This window comes from Parafrigoribacterium soli (assembly GCF_040227235.1).
In the GTDB taxonomy this organism is placed as follows: Bacteria; Actinomycetota; Actinomycetes; order Actinomycetales; family Microbacteriaceae; genus Parafrigoribacterium_A; species Parafrigoribacterium_A soli.
Map to the genome: position 1 here is coordinate 23,444 of NZ_JBELNZ010000003.1, position 19,091 is coordinate 42,534.

The window sequence follows — 19,091 nt, forward strand, 5'->3', positions numbered from 1 at the left end:
CCGGCCACATCCCCCTAGGAGACCACGCCCATGACACCCGTCGGAACCCTGCGACTGCCCGCCGCGATCCACTTCGGATTCGGATCGCGCGCGCAGTTGCCAGAGCTGCTCGCCGCCCACGGCAGGCGGGTGCTCGCGATTGTGGACCCGTTCCTTCCGGGAACGCCGCTGTTCAGCGAAACCCTGGCGGCGCTTGAGGCCGCCGGGCTCGAGGTGGAGGTCTACAGCAGCATCCGCCCGGAACTCCCGGTCTCCTCGCTCGATGCGGCGGGCGACATCGCGCGCGCCTTCGCACCGGATGCCATCCTGGCAATCGGCGGTGGAAGCGCGATTGACGCGGCCAAGCTCGTCGGCCTCCTGGTGGCCCATGGCGGCCCGCTCAGCCGGTTCTATGGCGAGAATGCGGTTCCCGGCCCGATCGCGCCGGTCATCGCGGTGCCCACGACGGCCGGGACCGGCTCCGAGGCGACCCCCGTGGCCGTGATCTCCGATCCGGACCGCGAACTCAAGGTGGGAATCTCGAGCCCGCACCTCATTCCGGTCGGCGCCGTCGTCGATCCGGAACTGACCCTCGGCGCCCCGGCCAGCGTCACCGCGTTCTCGGGCATCGACGCGCTCGTGCACCTCGTGGAGTCGTACACCGCGGCCTCGCTCGAGCACGACTGGGCCGGCGAGCTTCCGGTCTTCACCGGGCGCAACGTGTTCTCCGAGCTGATCGCCCTGCAGGGGATCGAACAGCTCGGCTCGTGGCTCCCCGTCGCCGTGGCCGAGCCGCAGAACCGCCTCGCCCGCGAGAAGGTCGCCTTCGCGAGCCTCCTCGGCGGCATGTCGTTCGGGCCCACCGGAACCCACCTCTCGCACGCCCTGCAGTACCCCATCGGCGCAAGCACGAAGACGCCGCACGGGCTCGGAACCGGGCTCATGCTGCCCTACGTGCTCGACGCCTTCAGGGCGGATGCCGCGGTCGTCGAGCGCATCGCCGCGGTCGGCGCCGCCCTCGGCTCCCAGGCAACAACATCCGCAGAGCGAGCGGATGACGCCATCGCGGCGATCGTGCGCATCAACCGGTCGATCGGCGTGCCCTCCTCTCTCGCCGACATCGGCGTCACGCGAGACGAACTGCCGCGCTTCGCGGAACTCGGCATGAAGTCGGCCCGGCTCGTGGGCATCTCCCCCGTGCCGGCGACGACGGAACTGCTCCTCGACATCCTCGAACACGCCCACGCCGGGCACCTCAGCGAACGGATCTCAGCATGAACTACATCGCCGACCTCTTCATCGACGGCGAGTGGCGCCCGGGTGGCGACGGCAAGCGCTTCGACGTGATCGACCCCTCCGACCTCTCGGTGATCGCGCAGTTCGCCGCCGCCAACGAGACCGACTGCATGGACGCCGTGGATGCCGCGAGCGCCGCGCAGGAGGGCTGGGCGGCCACGCCCGCCAGGCAGCGCAGCGAGTTGTTGCGTGCGGTCTACGAGGTGCTCACCGACGAGGTCGAGTACTTCGCGGAGCTCATGGTGCGCGAGAACGGCAAGTCCTGGTCCGACGCAATGGGCGAGGCGAACTACGCCAAGGAGTTCTTCCGCTGGTTCGCCGAGGAGGCCGTGCGCATCCCCGGCGACTACCGGCTCTCGCCCACGGGAGACAAGCGCATCATCGTCGACCGCCAGCCGATCGGTGTCTCGCTGCTCATCACGCCGTGGAACTTCCCCGCCGCGATGGCGACCCGCAAGCTCGCGCCGGCCCTCGCGGCCGGCTGCACGACCATCCTGAAGCCCGCGCGAGAGACGCCGCTCACCGCCGCCTACGTCGTTGAGGTGCTGCGTCGCGTCGGCGTGCCGAAGGGTGTCGTGAACCTCGTCACCCCCGTGCCGACCGGCCCGCTCGTGGCAAAGATGATCGACCGGCCCGAGGTGCGCAAGCTCTCTTTCACGGGCTCCACGGAGGTGGGCCGCGACCTGCTCGCTGCCTGCGCGGGCACCGTCGTCAGCGCCTCAATGGAGCTCGGCGGCAACGCCCCCGTGATCGTGCTCCCCGGTGCCGACCTGGAGGTCGCCGTCGAGGGCGCCATGCTGGCCAAGATGCGCAACGGCGGCTCCGCCTGCACCGCGGCCAATCGCTTCTACGTCCACAGCTCGCTGCACGACGCGTTCGTCGAGCGGATGTCCGCGGCACTCGCCGCGATGCCCGTCGGTTCCGGCCTCGACCGTTCGAATCAGCTGGGGGCGCTCGTTTCGGTGGCCGAGCGTGACAAGGTCGCCGGCCTCGTCGACGCCGCCGTCGCCGAGGGAGCCACCGTTGTTCGAGGCGGCCAGGCCTCGCAGACCGGCGCCTTCTACGACGCCACGCTGCTCACCGACGTCACGCACGGCAGCACCATCAACCGCAACGAGATCTTCGGACCGGTCACCGCCGTCGTGAAATTCGACGACGTCGACGACGCCGTGCGCATGGCCAACGACACGATCTACGGGCTCATGGCCTACGTCTTCGGCGAGGAGCGCGAGGCGATCGCCGTGGCGCACCGCCTCGAGTCCGGCATGATCGCGATCAACCGCGGTGTCGTCAGTGACCCCGCAGCACCCTTCGGCGGCGTCAAGCAGAGTGGACTCGGTCGCGAAGGAAGCTCCGAGGGCATCCTCGAATTCCTCGAAGAGAAGTACATCGCCCTCACGGCATAGAAACGCGCATTGCGCCCGTCGCTGAGGCGGCGGGCGCAATGCGCACTGGTCGAGGCGCTACTTGAACGCGATCGCGTTGGGCGGTGAGCCGACGCCGCCGATCAGGTTGAGCGGCTTGCAGGTGAGGAAGAAGTCGTAGACGCCATCGGCGGCGCAGTCGCCCGCGAGCTCGTCGAGCTTCCACAGCTCACCGACGGCCATGCCGAGCAGGGCGATGAGCGGGCGGTGCAGCATCCCACTGTGGTCGACGCCCTTGGCGGGCGGCTTCTCCCCCGGCGTGCGGAAGTCGGATTCGATTACCGGGTCTGCTTCCACCGCGAGATTGTCCGCGGCGACGAGGGCAATCTCGTGATCCCAGAGCCAGCGGAGAATCTCCTCGCGCTGGGCGAGACCGGGCGACTGGCGCCACGGTGTCGCGAGCCGTTCATCCGGCGTCTTGGCCAGGTACTGCTCGGCCCAAGCGGTGCGCAGCAGGAGCATCTCGCCGCCGCCGAACGTCACGCCCTGGGCTTCGGCGATCTCGTCGAGCATGGTCGCACCGATCACGATCGTGGCGGAGGCGTCGTACGGCTTGCCCTGGGCGGCGAAGAAGCGGGGAACGTCGAGCAGCACGCCGCGACCGGCGATACCCGACTGCGCGTAGTTGTGAATGCCGAGTGTCGTTGACTCCTCGGTGTTGTCTGCGGGAGCGAGGCCGTTGTAGAAGCCATGCTGCGGATGTCCGATGTGGCGCAGGGCGTCGAGCTGCGACGAGGACTGCAGGTAGAAGGAGTCGATCCAGTCGTCGCGGTGGTGCTCGTTGCTCGAGAACAGGTGATGCTCGATCGGTCGTCTGGTGCCGGTGGGATACGGCTCGAAGGCGGTGAGCGGGTGATCGAGGCCGAAGCGGCGCCCGGTGCGAATGAGCCTGGCCGCGGCGGCGACGCGCTCGGGGGTCAGGAAGTTGACGGTGCCCAGCTGGTCGTCACGCCCGAAGACGTCCCAGCTCGACCCGGCGGGCTCGGCCGTGGCGAGCTCATTGTATTTCTTCAATTCTGTGTCCTTCGTGGCCACCGCCGAGTTCGTCGCTGAGGGCGGCGGCGGTGTCGAGTAAGTTCTTGAGTTTGGGTGAGCCCGGTGCGAAGTTCTCGGCCGATTCGGCCCCGAGAAGGGCCACTGTCGCCGCCATGCCGTGCTCGTCGAAGACGGGAGCGGCGAGGGCCAACAGGCCGTCGGAGTGGTCGACGATCGCATAGCCGTTGCGTCGGGCCGCGTAGACCGCCGCCTCGAGTTCACTGCGCTCGGTGTTCGAGAGCCCCGCGGCGATCCGGTCGATCGCGTGCGGGTCGGCCTGGTGCGCCAGGTGCACGATCATCTGTGCCGCCTTGGCATCGAGCTGAGTACCGGGATGAACCGTGACGACGAGCGCCCGGCTCATGTCCTCCTGCACGAGGGCGACCACGGGACCCCGGGCCCCCCAGAGGCCGAGTACCGTCGTCATCCTGACGGTGGCACTCAGCTCCCTGAGATGGGCCGGGGCGATCTCGACCACGCGGCGGCGGCCGAGGGCGTGAATCCCGAGCTCGAGCATGAGCCCTCCGAGCGTGAAGGTGCCCCTGCCCGGCCCACGCTCAAGGATCCCGGCCGCCACGAGCGACACACAGTAGCGATAGGCGGTGGTCCGATTCAGATTCAGCTGCTCTGCGACGGCTGCTGCCGTGAGTTCGGTCGTGTGCGGACCGAACAGGGCGCAGATCTGGCCGACGCGGGCCACTGCCTGAATATCGGAACTCGATGCTTCGCTGCTGATGTCGTTGTTCACCATGGCTGAAGTGTATTTCAGATGGAGAACATGGACGGGATGAGCGTGGGCCCGAGGCTCAGCCGGCCAACCAGTTGGTCAGCTTGGTCGTCACCTCGTTGAAGTTCTTCGCGTACCAGGCGACGTCCTGCACGACCGTCTCACCGGTGTTCGCCGCTCCGAAGACCTCGAGCTTCTTGCCGTTCTCGGTGAGCTTCGGCTTGGCCGCGAGGTTCACGGGTGCGACGCCGAGGGCGGCAGAGATGCTCGCTGCCGGGCCGGGCTTGACGACCGACTTGATGAACTCGGTCGCGGCCTTCACGTTCTTGCTTCCCTTGGGGATGGCGAAGCCATTGATCGACGCAACGGTCTTGTCCCACACCACGGTGATGTCGGTTCCCTCGTTCATGAGCGGCACGATGCGCGAGTCGGCCAGGAGGAACATGTCCACCTGTCCGGAGCCCACCGCCTGCTGCAGCGCACCGACGTTCGGCGCGAAGGTCGTCACGCTACGGATGGTGTCGAGCTTCTTGAGCGCACGGTCGACATCCAGCGGGTACATGTCCTTCGGCTTGACGCCATCGGCGAGCAGCGGGTACTCGAGGATGCCGTTCTGCAGGTTGGTGAGGATGCCGCGCTTGCCCGGGAACTTCTTCACATCGAAGAAGTCCTTGATGGTCTTCGGTGCCTTGCTCGCGTCGGGGAAGGCCGCGGTGCGGTACGCGAACGGCGAGGCGTTGATGAAGTTGCCGATGTAGCACTTGCCCACCGTGCCCTTGACGAGATCCTTCTGGTCGACGTCGGCGAGCTTGAGCGGCTCGAAGAGCGTGCCACAGTTCTGCTCGGCGGCGGCGGGCGAGACGGCCATGACGTCCCACTGCACCGCGTTGCTCTCGACCTGAGCCTTGACCTGCGCCACGTCGGGCGGCGAAGTGTTGACGAAGCTCACGTTGGGGTGATCGGCCGTGAACGGCTCCTGCCACGACTTGATCATCGCGTCCTGCCCCACGCCGCCGTAACCGACGAAGGTCAGCGTGGCGGGAGCGTTGTCAGCCTTGGGCTTGTCGTTCTTGGGTTCGGTTGTTCCACCGGCACAGCCGGCGAGCATGCCGACGATTGCGATCGTACTCAGGCCGATGAGGGCCTTCTGTGATCTGGACACCATTGTCATTTTCCTCCGGGTAGGGGTCCGCGGGGCGGACGCTGTTTGTTCAGAATATGATTCCGAAACTCGTTATACGAACAGTAGCGAGCGAAATGCGGGGCAAACAAGTTAAAACGGGCGAATCGTTACCATTTGGGTACACTCTCTGAAATTGCAGTTCACAATGTGAACGGATGCGGCCGCCACGGCAGCAATGACCCCCTCGAGGCCGACGCGCGAACCCACACTCACGCCGCGACGATGCGCTGGCGCTCCGGGTTCCACCACGCGAACACCTCGTCGCCGAGAGCCACCTGCGACTCCGAGGCATCGATCCTGGCTCGGCCGACCGCGCCCGACGTACCGAACTCGAGCATGAGCGTGCGGTAGGAGCCCATGAATTCGACATCCCGCACCCTCGCCGGCACGGCATTCGCGGCGCCGGGCGCCTCGGAGGCGGACCTGGCGATGTTCACGTCTTCCGGGCGCACAACGACGGCGTAGTGCGAGAGAGAGGGGCGTGGCGCCGCTACCGTCCCCGGCGCGACGGCCCAGGTCAGGCCGTGCCACGAGGTCGTCGCGCCACGAGGCTCCTCGTCGAGTTCGAAGACGTTCGAATCGCCGAGGAATCGCGCGGCGAAGAGGGTCTCCGGCTCGCGATAGAGCGCCTCGGGAGTTCCCACTTGCTCGAGGTGACCGGCGTTGAACAGCGCGATGCGATCCGAGAGGTTCATCGCCTCTTCCTGGTCGTGCGTCACGAAGACGAACGTCGACCCGACCTCGCGATGGATCCTGCGGATCTCCGCCTGCAGACTCGCGCGCAGGTTGCGGTCGAGGGCGCCGAGTGGCTCGTCGAGCAGCAGCACCTTGGGATCGAAGACGATCGCGCGTGCGAGCGCCACACGCTGCTGCTGACCACCCGAGAGCTGCGAGGGGAAGTTGTCGTCGCGGCCCGTGAGTTGCACGAGCTCGAGCACCTCGGCGACCTTCCGCACGATCTCGGGTTTCGGCAGCTTGCGCTCGCGCAGCGGGTACGCGACATTCTGCGCCACCGTGAGGTGCGGAAAGAGTGCGTAGTTCTGGAACAGCATGCCGAGGTTGCGCTTGTGCGGCGGCAGGCTGCCCACCTCAGCGCCGTTGAGGGCGATGGTGCCTGCGGTCAGGGTCTCGAATCCGGCGATGAGGTTGAGGGTCGTCGTCTTGCCCGAGCCACTCGGGCCCAGGAAGGTCATGAATTCGCCCGGCTCGATGACGAGCGAGATGTCGTCTACGGCCGGCACAACGAGCCCGTAGTCCTTCGTGACGTGGTCGAGACGAATCTCGGTGCCACGCTTTCCTTCAGCGGATGCTGGGGTGTCTTTGGTCACGGCTGCTTCCTTCACGATGGTCACGGGGTTCCTAACGGTTCTTTTTGCGGGTGCCGACCAGTTGCGGCACGAGGAAGATGATGGTCACGGCGACGACGATGAGGCTCGACGCGGCCGAAATGGTGGGGTCGATCTCCACGGTGACGCTGTTGTACATCTGCACGGGAAGCGTCTGGAACGTGGGCGCCCGCAGGAAGAGAGCGATGACCACCTCGTCGAACGACGTGACGAAGGCGAAGATCGCGCCGGTCACGATGCCACGACTGATGAGCGGCATCGTCACCCGAACGAACGATCGCAGGGGGCTCGCACCGAGTGACGCGGATGCCCGCAGCAGCGCCGGGTCGAATCCACCCAGGGCGCTCGTCACCGAGACGAGCACGAAGGGCACGCCGAGCGCCGCGTGAGCGAGCACGTAGCCGAGGAGCGAACCGGTGAGGTGCCACTGCAGGAACGAGGCATACACGGCGACCGCTATGACGATGCCCGGCGTGACAATCGAGACCATGAGCAGGGTGCGCATGAGCCCCGCGACTCGACCGGTGAGCCGATCGAGCCCCACGGCCGCCGCGGTTCCGACGACGGTCGCCAGGATGGCCGCGAGGATGGCGACGAGCACCGAGTTGCCTAGCGAGGTGAGCCACACCGGCTTCGTAAAGAAGTTCACGTAGAGGTCGAGCGAGAAGTCCTTCGGCGGAAACTGGAACGTCGACGAGGAACTGAAGCTCATAGGGATGACGAAGAGCGTGGGAAGGATGAGGTACATCGCCACCAGCGCGCCCGTCACCGAGAGCCACCACGGGATGGGATCGACGCCGCGATACCGTCGCCGCTTCCCGCGTCGAGGCGCGGTTGACGCGGCCAGGATGGACCTTGTGTCCAACGAGCTCATGAGCGCTCCTTCGTTCCGGCCGTGGCGACGGCTCCGAGTGCCGTGACGCTTCCGCCCACCCGGTTCGCCCAGGCGACCAGGGCGAGGGTGACGATCAGCACGAGCATGCCGAGGGCACCGGCTCCCGCGAAGTCGAGCAACTGGGTGGTGCGGGTGGCGAGCAGCTGGGCGATGAGCGACTCCTGCGGAGAGCCGAGCAACGCCGGGGTGACATAGAAGCCGAGGCTCAGGGTGAAGACGAGGATGAGGCCCGCCACCACGCCACCGCGCGACAGCGGCCAGTAGATCTTCCAGAACGCGACGATCGGCGGCGACCCGAGGCCGCGCGCGGCGAGGAGCAGCTTGCGGTCGATCGCGCCGAGCGAGCTATAGAGGGGAAGCACCATGAACGGCAACAGCACCTGGCTCATCGCAATGGTGACGCCGGTGACGTTGCCGTAGAAGACGGCATCCTTGATCCCAAAGAAGGAGAAGAAGGTGTCGACCGGGCCGCCGCGCTGAAGGATGATGATCCACGCGAAGTTGCGGGCCATCACCGAGGTCCAGAACGGGATCAGCACGATCGTCAGCAGGATGCCGCGCGTGCGCGGACCCACCCGCGTCATGAGGTACGCGTAGGGGTAGCCGAGCACCAGAGCGACCACCGTCACGATGGCGGCTGTGAGGGCCGTGCGCCCCAGGATCTTGAGGGTGACCCCATCCGTGAACAGGCTCGCGTAGTGCTGCACAGTGAACTGCGGCGTGCCGATGCTGCGCAGCAGGCTCTGCCCGAGCGGCACGAGCAGAATGGCGGCGAGCAGCGCGAGGGCGGGCACGAGCAGCAGCCAACTCGCACTCGGCAAACGTCTGGGTCTCGACGTGATCGTCATGCCATGCCCCGTCTCTGCGGTGTCATTTCTGTCCGGTTCATCACTGTCACTTTCTGCGCACTGGCCATGGCGGGAGCTAGGTACCCATCAGGCTGCTGAGGTGGTCGGCGGCTGCCTTGAGCAGGCGCACGCGTTCGGCCTTCCGGTCGGAGGGCGAAAGAATGGTGCTCGTTCCGAGCAGCGCCATGGCCGCCTGGATGTCGTGCCTTCCGAACACGGGGGCGGCGACGGATGCGAGCCCAGCCCGATTGAGATCGGCCCACGCGATGCGCTCCCGCCGCACCCTCGCGAGTTCGGACGCCTCGTAGCGCGCCTCCGCCGGATCGAGCTCGGCGTGGATGCGGGCCGCGACACCGGGATCAGACTGGAAGGCAAGAAGCACGCGCGACTGCGCGGCCTTGATCTCGAGCAGCGTGCCGACACGCACGGTGAGCACGATGGTGCCCTCGTTGGCCTCCTCGACGAGGGTGACCACCGCTCCCGATCGGCCGAGAAAGCTGAGAACCGCGGTGAGACCGGTGTGATCGGAGAGCTGCCGCATCACCGCGGGGGCGAGGGTGAGGATCTGCTGCCTGGCCGAAACGAAGGCCGAGAGCTGGTCGAGAAGCGGGCCCGGGCTGTATGAGGCCGAGAGAAAGCCGGAGCTCTGCAGTGACTGCAGGTAGCGGTGCGCCGTCGTGCGGTTGAGCCCGAGCCGCTCGGAGACGAGAGCCGCGGTGAGGGTGCGCGTGTTCTGGTCGAAGAGGGAGAGCACGTTGGCCGCCCGATCGATCGACTGGATCGAGCCCCGCTCGCTCGCGGACGGCATGACATCGAGTTGCACGGCGGCCTCGTCGGCGGACTCCGCCACGGCTTCACCCGCCATGCCACACCTCCCCATCGAGGGCTCAAAAATGTCTACTGGAGCACTTAGTAAAGCAAGCAAATGTTCATAGTGCAATCTGGTCTTTCAGATTATGAACATCCTAAGTGATGAGAATGCCGCGAATTGCGCCCATTTTTCAGATGGACAAGCGCGGCGAGAATCCGTATTCTGAACAGTAATTACACGATCCGAACACAAGGAGATCCCGGATGCTCGCAACCGACGACGCTGTCGCCCCGTCCCCAGCCCTGCTCAAAGTTCTCGACGGCGCCGTCGACCTGCACGTGCACTCGGGCCCCAGCCCCTTCCCGCGCCGCCTCAACCACGTCGAGGCCTCCTACGATGCGGCCCGCATCAACATGCGCGCCATCCTCATCAAGTCGCACCACCACAACACTGTGATGGATCTCCTCGCGATGGAGGCGCAGCTGAAGGATGCGCCCACTCCCGCGTACGGTGGCGTCGCGCTCAACTCCGAGGTCGGCGGCATCAATCCCTCTGCCGTGGCGGTCGCGATTCAAATGGGCGGTCGCTGTGTCTGGGGCCCGACCGTGTCGGCCGGCCAGCACATCCGGGCTCACAGCCATGACGATGGTTTCCCCAGCGCGGGCTCGAACCTCGAGGAGAAGGAGGTGTCGATCTTCGACGAGAACGGGAACGTCTCGGCCGACACCGTGCGCGTGACCCAGCTCGTCGCCGAAGCGGACATCCTGCTGTCGGGCGGTCACCTCGACGCCGAGTCGATGAAGGCGTTCTTCGCCACCGCCAAGGAGAACGGCGTGCGCCGCCTACTGCTGCACCACCCGGACTTCATCGTCAACGCGGGCGACGCAGACATCGAGGAGATGCTGGGTTACGGTGCCTTCGTGGAACACGAGTTCTCGATGTACCACCCCGCCGTGGCGGCACCGCAGTTCCCGATCCAGCAGCTCGTGGACTGGATTCACAAGATCGGGCCGGAGCGCACTGTGCTCGATTCGGACCTCGGTCAAGTGGGCAACCCGCTTCCGGTCGACGGCTACCTCTACGTCATCCAGCAGCTGCTCGACCACGGCGTCGCGGAGAAGGACATCCGCCAGATGATCTGCCGCAACACCGCGTTCCTGCTCGGCCTGGAGGAGTCCAACTGATGCGCAGGGCCGAGAAGGTGATCATCAGCACGGCGATCACGGGAAGCGTCAACGTACCGTCGCAGAGCGAGTATCTCCCTCTCGGCCCCGAGCAGGTGGTGCAGGCGTCGCTCGAGGCCGTCGCCGCGGGCTCCGCGATCATCCACCTGCACGCCAGGCACCCCGACGGCCGACCCGCGTTCGAGCCCGAGGTGTTCGAGCAGATCATCCCCGCGATCCTCGAGAAGACCGACGCTGTCATCAACATCAGCACGGGTGGTGCGTCCTCGATGACCATGGATGAGCGGCTCGCCGCGTCGAGGCGCTTCAGCCCCGAACTCGCGTCGCTCAACATGGGCTCGATGAACTTCGTCTACTCCGGGATCGCCGACAAGGTCAGCCACTGGAAGTACGACTGGGAGAAACAGTACGTGCTGAACACCTACTCCAATCCGTTCGTCAACTCCTTCGACAAGATCGAGTACGCGCTGCGGGAGCTCGGCGAGAACGGCGGCACGCGCTTCGAGTACGAGTGCTACGACATCGGGCACCTCTACTCCCTCGCGCACTTCGTGGACAAGGGTCTCGCCAAGCCGCCGTTTCTCATTCAGGGTGTGTTCGGCATCCTCGGCGGAATCGGCGCCGACCACGAGAACCTCACCCACATGGTCGCCGTCGCCGACAAGCTCTTCGGCGACGACTACTACTTCTCCGCCTTCGCTGCCGGTCGCGGCCAGATGCAGTTCGGTACGCACAGCGCCTGGCTCGGCGGCCACGTGCGCGTGGGCCTCGAAGACAGTCTGTGGATCGGCAAGGGCGAGCTCGCCACGAGCAACGCCCAGCAGGTCGAGAAGATTCGCGCCGTGGTCGAAGACCTCGGTAAGCAGATCGCGACACCAGACGACGCACGCCGGATGCTCGCCCTTAAGGGCGTCGACAAAGTAACGCTGTAGAGAAAGACATCACCATGACCATGTATGCCAAGGACGACATCCGCTCGAAGCTCGCGCCAGCATCGGCGCCTGCGCGGGCCGTTGACCCGTCCACGCCGATCAAGCCGTCGCAGTGGATCGAGTTCCTCTCGCTCGAGCCGAGCGAAACCGCAGAGCACGGCAGCCGCACCTGGATCGCCCGGGCCACGAACCTCGTGATCGCCTACACGCAGGCGAAGGCCGGCGATGTCTTCGCTCGCGAGGGCCAGCCAGACGAGTACGCGGTGCTGCAGTACTCCGAGAGCGCACCCTTCCACGTCGCCGCCGGTTCGGACACGGCGACCGTGACGGAGGAGGCGTTCGTCGTCGTGCCTCCCGGGGACAGCCGCATCGAGGTCATGGCCGACGGCGTGCTCATCCGCCTGTTCTCGACGGTGGCCGACGACCTGCGCGAGGGCGCGCTCAACGCCGACGCCTATGCCGAGCCTGACCTGCGCGCGGCGGACCTCGTGCCGTGGCCCGATCCGGTCGGCGGTTTCCGGCTTCGCGTCTACAAACTGGCGGACACCCCGATCGCCGAGGGGCGCTTTGGTCGCATCTTCCGCACGACCAATCTCATGGTCAACTTCCTCGCCGAGGAGCCGGGCCCGCGCAACAAGTTCAAGCTCTCGCCGCACTTCCACGACGACTTCGAGCAGATCTCGCTCGCGGTCAAGGGTAGCTTCATCCACCACATCCGTTACCCCTGGGGTCCGGACTCGACGCAGTGGCGCCCGGACGAGAGCCGCCAGATCGCGACCCCGTCGATCTGCATCATCCCGCCGCCCACGGTGCACACCACCCAGGGCATCGGCGATCACCAGCAGCTGATCGACGTCTTCTCGCCGCCTCGGGAAGACTTCTCGGCATCCGGCTGGGTGCTCAACGCCGACGATTACCCGTCGAAGTGACCGAGCTGCGCAGGTCCAGGAGCCTGTTCAGGAAGGCCATCGCCAACCCGGATGCGCCGGCTCTCGGCACGTGGGTCAAGATCCCGGCGATGGAGAGCATGGAGCTGGTGGCCCTCGCGGGCTTCGACTTCGTGGTGATCGACCTCGAGCACTCCGCGATGAGCCTCGAGAGCGCGTACCGTCAGATCGGCGTCGCGCTGCTCAGCGGGGTGTCGCCGATCGTGCGTGTTCCGAGCCTGGATGGCGGCATCGTGCAGCGCATCCTCGATGCCGGTGCGGAGGGCATCATGCTCCCGCACGTCGACACCGTCGAGCAGGCGCAGGCCGCGGTGTCGGCCATGCGCTTCCCGCCGGTGGGCACCCGCGGGGTCGGCAGCACCAGTCGCGCGGGCTCGTGGGGCGCGGTCTCCCGCGCGGAGTACCTGCGCTACGGCCAGGAGGAGGTCGTGCTGATCGCGCAGATCGAGAGCGCGGTCGCAGCCCGGAACGCGGGAGCCATCGCGGCCGTCGACGGCGTCGACACCCTGCTGATCGGCGCGGCGGACCTCTCCACGAGCGAGGGCAAGACGGAATCGGACCCCGGGATCGTCGCCATCATCGCCGACGCGATCGCCGCGACTAAAGCCGTGGGCAAGCCGATCGGCAACGCCGGTGGCGCATCCGCGGCGTCGGTGCAGGCCGCCGTCGACGCGGGCTACAGCTTCACCCTGATGAGCAACGACGCGAGCCTGCTCGGTTCCGCCGCCGCGGCCGCCGTCGCGGCGGGACGCACTGTGGGCTATCGCTAGTCGCGCGCCGGCGGTCGATACCATCCAAGAACAGCACAAAGGAGAGCTCATGACCACCACCCCGTCCACCGGACTGCTCGAAGGCAAGGTCGTGCTCGTCGTCGGCGCGAGCGCGGGCATCGGCGCAGATGCCGCGGGCGTCTTCGCGCGCGAGGGCGCGTCAGTCATGCTCGCCGCGCGCTCGGAGGGGCCGCTCAAGCAGCTCGCCGCGTCTCTCACCGACGAGGGCCACGATGCCGCGTACGTCGTGGGTGACGTGAGCGTGGCCCAGGACGTCGCGCACTTCGTCGACGCCACTCTCGAGCGCTTCGGCCGGCTCGACGGCGCGTTCAACAACGCCGCGATGACGGGATCGGGCCTGCTGCACGAGGTGCCCGAGGAAGACTTCGACCGGATGATGGCGGTGAACGTGAAGGGCGTGTGGCTCTGCATCCGCGAGGAGGTTCGTGCCATGCGCGCGGCAGGCTCCGGCGCAATCGTCAATGCGAGCAGCATCGGCGGACTGCGCGGCAGCTCCGGGATGGGCGCGTATCAGGCCTCGAAGCACGCGGTCATCGGTCTCACCCGCACGGCCGCGCACGACAACGGACCCGCTGGCATCCGGGTCAACGCGATCGCCCCCGGGCCGATCGAGACGCCGATGCTCGCGCAGACCCGCATCGCCATCCCCGGCGGCGTCGAGGCGCGCATTGCCGCCACGCCGCTGCGCAAGGTCGGCACCACCGTCGAGGTCGGCAACACCGCGGCCTGGCTGCTGAGCGACCGCGCGAGCCACATCAGCGGCGTCATCCTGCCGGTGGACGGCGGCTTCAGCTCCTAACGCTGAGCGCGGCCGGGCAACTGACGAAGCGCGTCGACGAGCTGCTCCTCGCTCGGCGCCCCGGCAAACCGGGTGCCAACGCGGTAGACGCGACAGGCAAGCTCCGGCAGCGTTTCCGCACCGGGAAAGAGGTCGGCGCCATCCACGAGGATCGTCGGCGAGCCCGCGAACAGATACCTCGCCGCGTCCTCCGCCGTGTTCAGCAGCACGACATTCACGGGAGCATCGCCGTGACCGGTTGCGCCGAGCGCGCGGGCGAGGCGCTCGCCCGTCTCCTCCCAGTTCGGACATTCCGTGATGTGCAGCAGCGTGATCTCCATGCTTCCATCCTGCCTCGCGACTCCCGGCGGCGCTGGTGCTGCGCGCGATGCGAAGTGGTGCAGGCTGGGTGCGTGGACTATGTGCAGAATCCGGCCGACGGCATCCGTATCGCCTATCGAGTGAGTGGAAGCGGCCCGGCGCTCGTGATGCTGCACGGCACTGCGCTGTCGCAGGCGATCTGGCGCGGCTTCGGCTACGTGCGCGACTTCGAGACCGAGTACACGACGATCACGCTCGACCTGCGCGGGCACGGGCGCAGCGACAGGCCGCACGAGCGGTCGGCCTACAGCGCCGAATCGATGGTGTCGGATGTTCTGGCCGTGCTCGATGAGACCGGCACCGACCGCGCGCACTACCTCGGCTATTCGCTCGGCGGGCGGGTTGGCTTCTCGCTCGCGGCGACGCATGCCGAGCGGATGCTGAGCTTCGTCAGCGTCGGAGGCTCGCCCCGCATCCGTGCAGACACCTTCGATCGCGTCTTCTTCCCCGGCTGCATCGACGCGCTCGAGTCGGGAGGCATGGAGGGCTTCATCGAGGGGTGGGAGCGCTCCGGAGCGAGACTGGATGCGTCCACCCGCGCGGCCTTCACCGCCAACGACCCGCTCGCCCTCGCGGCATACATGCGCGAGTCGCAGAACGACCCGGGCGTCGCGGACCACGTGCTCGCGGGCATCCGCGTGCCCACCCTGCTGCTGGTCGGCTCCCGCGACGAGGAGCGGCTGGTCGCGGCACGTGCTGCGGCCGAGGTCATGCCGTCCGCGACCCTGCGCGTGCTCGAGGGCGCCCACCACGGCGACACGCCGCGGCACGCGGAGGCCAGGCCGGCCATCCGCGAGTTCCTCGCCGCGCTGCCGCGCTGAGCGAGCTCGTCGCGCTCGTCGCCGCGGCGCGTCGAGCATTCATAACTCAGGCAATATCGTCGCGCGAGCTCCGCACGACCCGAATCCGCGGCACGAAACCTCGCCGTTTCGGAAGTCTGCCTGAGTTATGAAATGCGAGTCGGCACCGACCGCGTACACCGAGAACGATTAGCACTGCGCGCGGGCGCGGAGCCAATCCATGGCGACCGGCGCCACGTCGAGGATCGAGACGTGGCCGTCGTGCGGACGCACCCAGAGTTCCGCGTCGGGGCAGTGCCCCAGCAGCCACTCGGAGTGTGACCGCGGCACAACGCGATCGCGGCCGCCGTGCGCGAGCAGCACCGGCTGCGTGATGGCCGAAACCTCGAAGCCCCACGGTGCGACGTAGGCGAGGTCATCGTCGATCAGCCCATCCAATCCAGCAGCGGATGCGACGCCCACGTCATCCCCGAGGGACGACCAGGTGCCCTCGAGGGCGGCATAGTCGCGGCCGATGAAGCTCGTGGGGTCGAACTCGCTCGACTCCTCAAAGAGCGCACGCGCCGCGCGCCCCTGTTCGGCCGCACGCAGAGACGGACCGCCGCCAGCCATGCCCCCGTACCAGTCGAGACCGTCCGCGCCGAAGGGTGCGAGCGTTGCCAGGCATGCCACGGCACTGACGCGATCCGGCAGCAGCGCGCCGCACGCGAGGGCGTGCGGCCCACCGCCCGATGCGCCCATCACCGCGAAGCGATCGACACCGAGTGCGTCGGCGAGCTGCGCCACATCGGATGCCGCGGAAGCGACATCCCGACCCGGTTTAGGCGTCGAGCCGCCATAGCTCGGCCGACCGTACGAGACCAGACGGATGCCGCGCTCGGCTGCCGCCGCAACGAGAGGCGCGAGCGGTGCACCGGTCTGCGGCGATCCGTGGTGCCACAGCACGGTGAATGCCTCGGGGGAATTCGTGTCGTGGACTCGAACCGTGCGGCCGTCGTCGAGCCGCACATCCTGAACCGTCGTCATCGGGCCGCGAACTCAGATCTCGATGCAGTCCGCGACGCAGCTGTCGCCGTCCGGCGGCGTGAGGACCTCGGGGCGGTGCAGGATTGCGCGGGAGGGGATCACCGCAAGCACGTCGCCGTCGAACTGGGCGGCTCCGTCAACGATGAGCGAGTAGCCGTCGGGCTGAGCCGGTGGCCACACGAGCGAGACCTTCGGCCGCTGGCTCGTGTTCTTCTGCACGCGTGAGCTCGGAGCGGGCACCACCAGCCGGTCAGCCGAGAGTGCCGGCTTCACGGGCGAGGTGTGGATGCGATCACCGTCCGCGATGGTGACCAGATAGGCGAACCCGTACTCCGCGACGGTCTTCGCCAACACCTGCATATCCACTGGCTTGCTCATGAGTCCACACTAATTCGTGGGGCAGATTGCTGCCCCACGAATCTTCTGTCTTGGCGTGCTCACGTGCGGCCGGTCAGGCAGCCGGCTCCGGGTCGAAGAGCGGCTGTCCGGTCTCCAGCAGGGTCTTCAGTCCGTCGATGACGGTGAGCCAACCGATGCCTCCGATGCTCTGAGCGGTCTTCGGGGAGTTCTCCAGCCGGTCGTGTGTTGCGGTGAGCAGACAGACACCGCGACCCTGTTCCTCGATCAGCCAGGTGACCCGACTCCGCGGTTCGGCGGCCATTTCCTCGTCATAGAGTGAGCGCCAGGGCACGACCAGCCTGTGCGGCGGATCGGCCTCTTCGATGATCTCGTCGCCCCACAGCGTCGTCCCGTCGGGCGCGTAGTACCGAAATGGAGTTCCGGCCTCCCCGGTCGTCTCGACGCGAGCGCCGTGGAAGTACCTGCTGGTGAATTCCGGTGTAGTGATGGCGTCCCAGATCCGCTGGGCACTCGCCCGGATCAGGACCTGGTAGACCTGGGTCGTCGTGCCGGTGAGCGTGTTCGTAGTGTTCATTTTTCGCCCTCCAATTGTTCTTTGAGTTCGGTGAGCGCGCTGACGCGTCGCTCGGTGTACTTGTTGATCCACCTGTCGTGGATCAGTCGAATCGGGACCGGATTGAGAAAGTGCAGCCGTTCCCGCCCGACCTTGCGGGAGGTGATGAGTCCGGCATCCTCGAGCACCCTGAGGTGCTTCATCACGCCGAAACGGGTCATCTCCGCATCGGTCTCCAGCTCGCCGAGCGCGCGGCCATCACGCTCGAAGAGCTGGTCAAGCAGGTGGCGGCGGGTCGGGTCGGCCAACGCCTTGAATACGAGATCGCCGTCATCCATCCTGGAATAATAGGTGACCTATTAGTCACCTGTCAAGGATAGGTTCTTCCCGACAGAGTGAACGGGCCACGGTGGCGCCACGTTATCCGGCCGCAGTGTCTCCGCGCTAGAACTCGACATCGGCGGTAGGCACGACCGAGGCGGTTCTGCCGGGAGCGGTTTCGAAGCTCCAGTAGAGGTTCGTGTGCGCGATGACCTGCGCGGGCGGTGGCGCGCCCCATTCGGTGAGGTCTTCGGTGGTGTGCGCGTCGGAGACCAGTGTGGCGTCATACCCGCGAGTGAATCCGCCGTGCAGCGTCGAGCGGACGCAGGCATCCGTCTGCCCGCCGACCACCACGAGTTGACCGACACCCGCCTCGTTAAGCACCCGCTCCAGATCGGTCGCCTCGAAGGAGTCGCCGTACCGCTTGCGGATCACACTCTCGCCATCGGCCGGCTGGAGCTCGGGAACGATCCGCCAGACCTCGCTGTCGATGGGCAGCTCCTCCGAGGAGTGCTGCACCCACACGACGGGAACCGACTCCGCCCGGGCACGGTCGACCAGACTGGAGATATTGGCGATCACCGCCTCCCGTTCGTGCGCGGCGGCGAAGACTCCGTTCTGCACATCGATCACGAGCAGCGCGGTGCCGGAACGGTCAGCGGGGTGCGTCATGGCGACCTCCAAACGTGGTGGGCTGATTCTTCACGTTAGCTCCCGCATCCGACAATCGCAGTACGAAACATTGCGCGACGAGACGCCGCGTGGCACCCTCGACATCACAACGGCCGGCTCGAACGGAGCACACCATGGGACTCATCCACATCGATCTCTTCACGACGCTCGACGGCGTCGCACAGGCCCCGGGAGGTCCGGAGGAAGATCCGGACGGCGGGTTCAGCTTCGGCGGCTGGCAGGCTCCGCTCATCGATGAGGTCGACGGCGAGCAGATCGACGCCGGGATGAAGGGAATGGACGCGCTCCTGCTCGGCCGCCGCACCTACGACATCTTCGCGGCATACTGGCCCGGCGAGGGTGGGCCCATCGCCGAGCTGTTCAATCGCATCCCCAAATATGTGGCGTCACGCCAGTCCCTCAGCCTCGGATGGGCGGGTTCCACGCAGCTGGGTCCGGATGTCGCCACCTCCGTTCGCGAGCTACGCGAGCGCCACGAGAACATCCACGTCATCGGCAGTCTCGACTTCGTGCAGACGCTGCTCGCGGAACAGCTGTTCGACCGCCTCACGCTCTGGGTCTACCCGATCCTCCTGGGCGAGGGGAAAAAGGTCTTCGCGGGCGGCACGAGGCCCACCAACCTGCGGCTCATCGAGCCGGTCGTGGTCTCATCGAGGGGCACGATCACGCAGCGCTACGAGCTCGCCGAGGGCACGCCGGATGTCGGCGACATGACGACGATCGACGGCGCAAACTAGCGACGCGCGCGAGCTGCTTCGGCGACCTGCTCGTGCAGCTGTGC

At 67.0% G+C, this 19,091-nt stretch carries 22 protein-coding genes; 9 read left to right on the plus strand and 13 right to left on the minus strand.

The genetic code is table 11. The features are described from left to right. Window positions 1-30 precede the first annotated feature (30 nt). On the plus strand, window positions 31-1,257 hold the full coding sequence (locus ABUA37_RS08280; RefSeq protein ID WP_349898684.1) for an iron-containing alcohol dehydrogenase: 1,227 nt from the start codon (window positions 31-33) through the stop codon (window positions 1,255-1,257). Continuing rightward, window positions 1,254-2,681 (plus strand): NAD-dependent succinate-semialdehyde dehydrogenase, encoded by a 1,428-nt coding sequence (locus ABUA37_RS08285; protein WP_349898685.1) that lies wholly within the window; start codon window positions 1,254-1,256, stop codon window positions 2,679-2,681. Before ABUA37_RS08280 ends, ABUA37_RS08285 begins: the two co-directional genes overlap by 4 nt. Window positions 2,682-2,738: 57 nt before the next feature. Here ABUA37_RS08285 and ABUA37_RS08290 read toward each other — a convergent pair whose 3' ends face one another. From ABUA37_RS08290 to ABUA37_RS08320, 7 genes are all read right to left on the minus strand, one after another. Further along, window positions 2,739-3,713, minus strand: a complete 975-nt coding sequence (locus ABUA37_RS08290; protein WP_349898686.1) for a cyclase family protein — start codon at window positions 3,711-3,713, stop codon at window positions 2,739-2,741. Then, window positions 3,697-4,485 (minus strand): IclR family transcriptional regulator, encoded by a 789-nt coding sequence (locus tag ABUA37_RS08295; RefSeq protein WP_349898687.1) that lies wholly within the window; start codon window positions 4,483-4,485, stop codon window positions 3,697-3,699. The genes ABUA37_RS08290 and ABUA37_RS08295 overlap by 17 nt, the downstream gene beginning before the upstream one ends. Before the next feature lie 55 nt (window positions 4,486-4,540). After that, on the minus strand, window positions 4,541-5,626 hold the full coding sequence (locus ABUA37_RS08300; RefSeq protein WP_349898688.1) for an extracellular solute-binding protein: 1,086 nt from the start codon (window positions 5,624-5,626) through the stop codon (window positions 4,541-4,543). A 227-nt stretch (window positions 5,627-5,853) separates the two neighbouring features. After that, complete coding sequence (locus ABUA37_RS08305) at window positions 5,854-6,972, minus strand: ABC transporter ATP-binding protein (RefSeq protein ID WP_349898689.1); 1,119 nt, start codon at window positions 6,970-6,972, stop codon at window positions 5,854-5,856. A gap of 31 nt (window positions 6,973-7,003) precedes the next feature. Further along, window positions 7,004-7,864, minus strand: coding sequence for an ABC transporter permease (locus ABUA37_RS08310; protein WP_349898690.1), 861 nt, complete (start codon window positions 7,862-7,864; stop codon window positions 7,004-7,006). Beyond that, window positions 7,861-8,733 carry an ABC transporter permease gene (locus ABUA37_RS08315; protein WP_349898691.1) on the minus strand — a complete coding sequence of 291 codons (873 nt, stop codon included), beginning with the start codon at window positions 8,731-8,733 and terminating at the stop codon, window positions 7,861-7,863. Before ABUA37_RS08315 ends, ABUA37_RS08310 begins: the two co-directional genes overlap by 4 nt. A gap of 76 nt (window positions 8,734-8,809) precedes the next feature. After that, window positions 8,810-9,598 (minus strand): IclR family transcriptional regulator, encoded by a 789-nt coding sequence (locus ABUA37_RS08320; protein ID WP_349898692.1) that lies wholly within the window; start codon window positions 9,596-9,598, stop codon window positions 8,810-8,812. Between the two features lie 209 nt (window positions 9,599-9,807). Here ABUA37_RS08320 and ABUA37_RS08325 point away from each other — a divergent pair, with 209 nt between their 5' ends. Genes ABUA37_RS08325 through ABUA37_RS08345 form a run of 5 tightly spaced genes read left to right on the plus strand, consistent with a single transcriptional unit; the run spans window position 9,808 to window position 14,197 of the window. Then, on the plus strand, window positions 9,808-10,728 hold the full coding sequence (locus ABUA37_RS08325) for a DUF6282 family protein (RefSeq protein WP_349898693.1): 921 nt from the start codon (window positions 9,808-9,810) through the stop codon (window positions 10,726-10,728). Next, the gene (locus tag ABUA37_RS08330; protein WP_349898694.1) at window positions 10,728-11,660 is read left to right on the plus strand and encodes a BKACE family enzyme; all 933 of its coding nucleotides are present in this window, start codon (window positions 10,728-10,730) and stop codon (window positions 11,658-11,660) included. The genes ABUA37_RS08325 and ABUA37_RS08330 overlap by 1 nt, the downstream gene beginning before the upstream one ends. 14 nt (window positions 11,661-11,674) lie before the next feature. Then, window positions 11,675-12,589 carry a cupin domain-containing protein gene (locus tag ABUA37_RS08335; protein ID WP_349898695.1) on the plus strand — a complete coding sequence of 305 codons (915 nt, stop codon included), beginning with the start codon at window positions 11,675-11,677 and terminating at the stop codon, window positions 12,587-12,589. After that, window positions 12,586-13,377, plus strand: coding sequence for an HpcH/HpaI aldolase family protein (locus ABUA37_RS08340; protein ID WP_349898696.1), 792 nt, complete (start codon window positions 12,586-12,588; stop codon window positions 13,375-13,377). Before ABUA37_RS08335 ends, ABUA37_RS08340 begins: the two co-directional genes overlap by 4 nt. A 49-nt stretch (window positions 13,378-13,426) precedes the next feature. Beyond that, a complete protein-coding gene (locus ABUA37_RS08345; RefSeq protein WP_349898697.1) occupies window positions 13,427-14,197 on the plus strand; it encodes an SDR family NAD(P)-dependent oxidoreductase in 771 nt (256 codons plus the stop codon). Here the strand turns inward: ABUA37_RS08345 and ABUA37_RS08350 are convergent. After that, a complete protein-coding gene (locus ABUA37_RS08350; RefSeq protein ID WP_349898698.1) occupies window positions 14,194-14,517 on the minus strand; it encodes a thioredoxin family protein in 324 nt (107 codons plus the stop codon). The genes ABUA37_RS08345 and ABUA37_RS08350 overlap by 4 nt on opposite strands. 72 nt (window positions 14,518-14,589) lie before the next feature. Here ABUA37_RS08350 and ABUA37_RS08355 point away from each other — a divergent pair, with 72 nt between their 5' ends. Beyond that, window positions 14,590-15,378 carry an alpha/beta fold hydrolase gene (locus ABUA37_RS08355; protein WP_349898699.1) on the plus strand — a complete coding sequence of 263 codons (789 nt, stop codon included), beginning with the start codon at window positions 14,590-14,592 and terminating at the stop codon, window positions 15,376-15,378. 168 nt (window positions 15,379-15,546) lie between these two features. Here the strand turns inward: ABUA37_RS08355 and ABUA37_RS08360 are convergent, their stop codons facing one another. The 5 genes from ABUA37_RS08360 to ABUA37_RS08380 all read right to left on the minus strand — a co-directional run bounded on the left by ABUA37_RS08360 (window position 15,547) and on the right by ABUA37_RS08380 (window position 18,289). Next, on the minus strand, window positions 15,547-16,383 hold the full coding sequence (locus ABUA37_RS08360; RefSeq protein ID WP_349898700.1) for an alpha/beta fold hydrolase: 837 nt from the start codon (window positions 16,381-16,383) through the stop codon (window positions 15,547-15,549). Between the two features lie 12 nt (window positions 16,384-16,395). Continuing rightward, on the minus strand, window positions 16,396-16,761 hold the full coding sequence (locus tag ABUA37_RS08365; RefSeq protein ID WP_349898701.1) for a hypothetical protein: 366 nt from the start codon (window positions 16,759-16,761) through the stop codon (window positions 16,396-16,398). A gap of 73 nt (window positions 16,762-16,834) precedes the next feature. Then, window positions 16,835-17,317: an SRPBCC domain-containing protein gene (locus ABUA37_RS08370; RefSeq protein WP_349898702.1), complete on the minus strand. Its 483-nt coding sequence runs from the start codon at window positions 17,315-17,317 to the stop codon at window positions 16,835-16,837. Next, on the minus strand, window positions 17,314-17,634 hold the full coding sequence (locus tag ABUA37_RS08375) for an ArsR/SmtB family transcription factor (protein ID WP_349898703.1): 321 nt from the start codon (window positions 17,632-17,634) through the stop codon (window positions 17,314-17,316). Before ABUA37_RS08375 ends, ABUA37_RS08370 begins: the two co-directional genes overlap by 4 nt. Window positions 17,635-17,740: 106 nt before the next feature. Beyond that, on the minus strand, window positions 17,741-18,289 hold the full coding sequence (locus ABUA37_RS08380; protein WP_349898704.1) for an isochorismatase family protein: 549 nt from the start codon (window positions 18,287-18,289) through the stop codon (window positions 17,741-17,743). 134 nt (window positions 18,290-18,423) lie between these two features. On the opposite strand from ABUA37_RS08380, the gene ABUA37_RS08385 reads away from it, so the two are divergent. After that, the gene (locus ABUA37_RS08385; RefSeq protein WP_349898705.1) at window positions 18,424-19,047 is read left to right on the plus strand and encodes a dihydrofolate reductase family protein; all 624 of its coding nucleotides are present in this window, start codon (window positions 18,424-18,426) and stop codon (window positions 19,045-19,047) included. The last annotated feature ends 44 nt before the right edge of the window (window positions 19,048-19,091 follow it).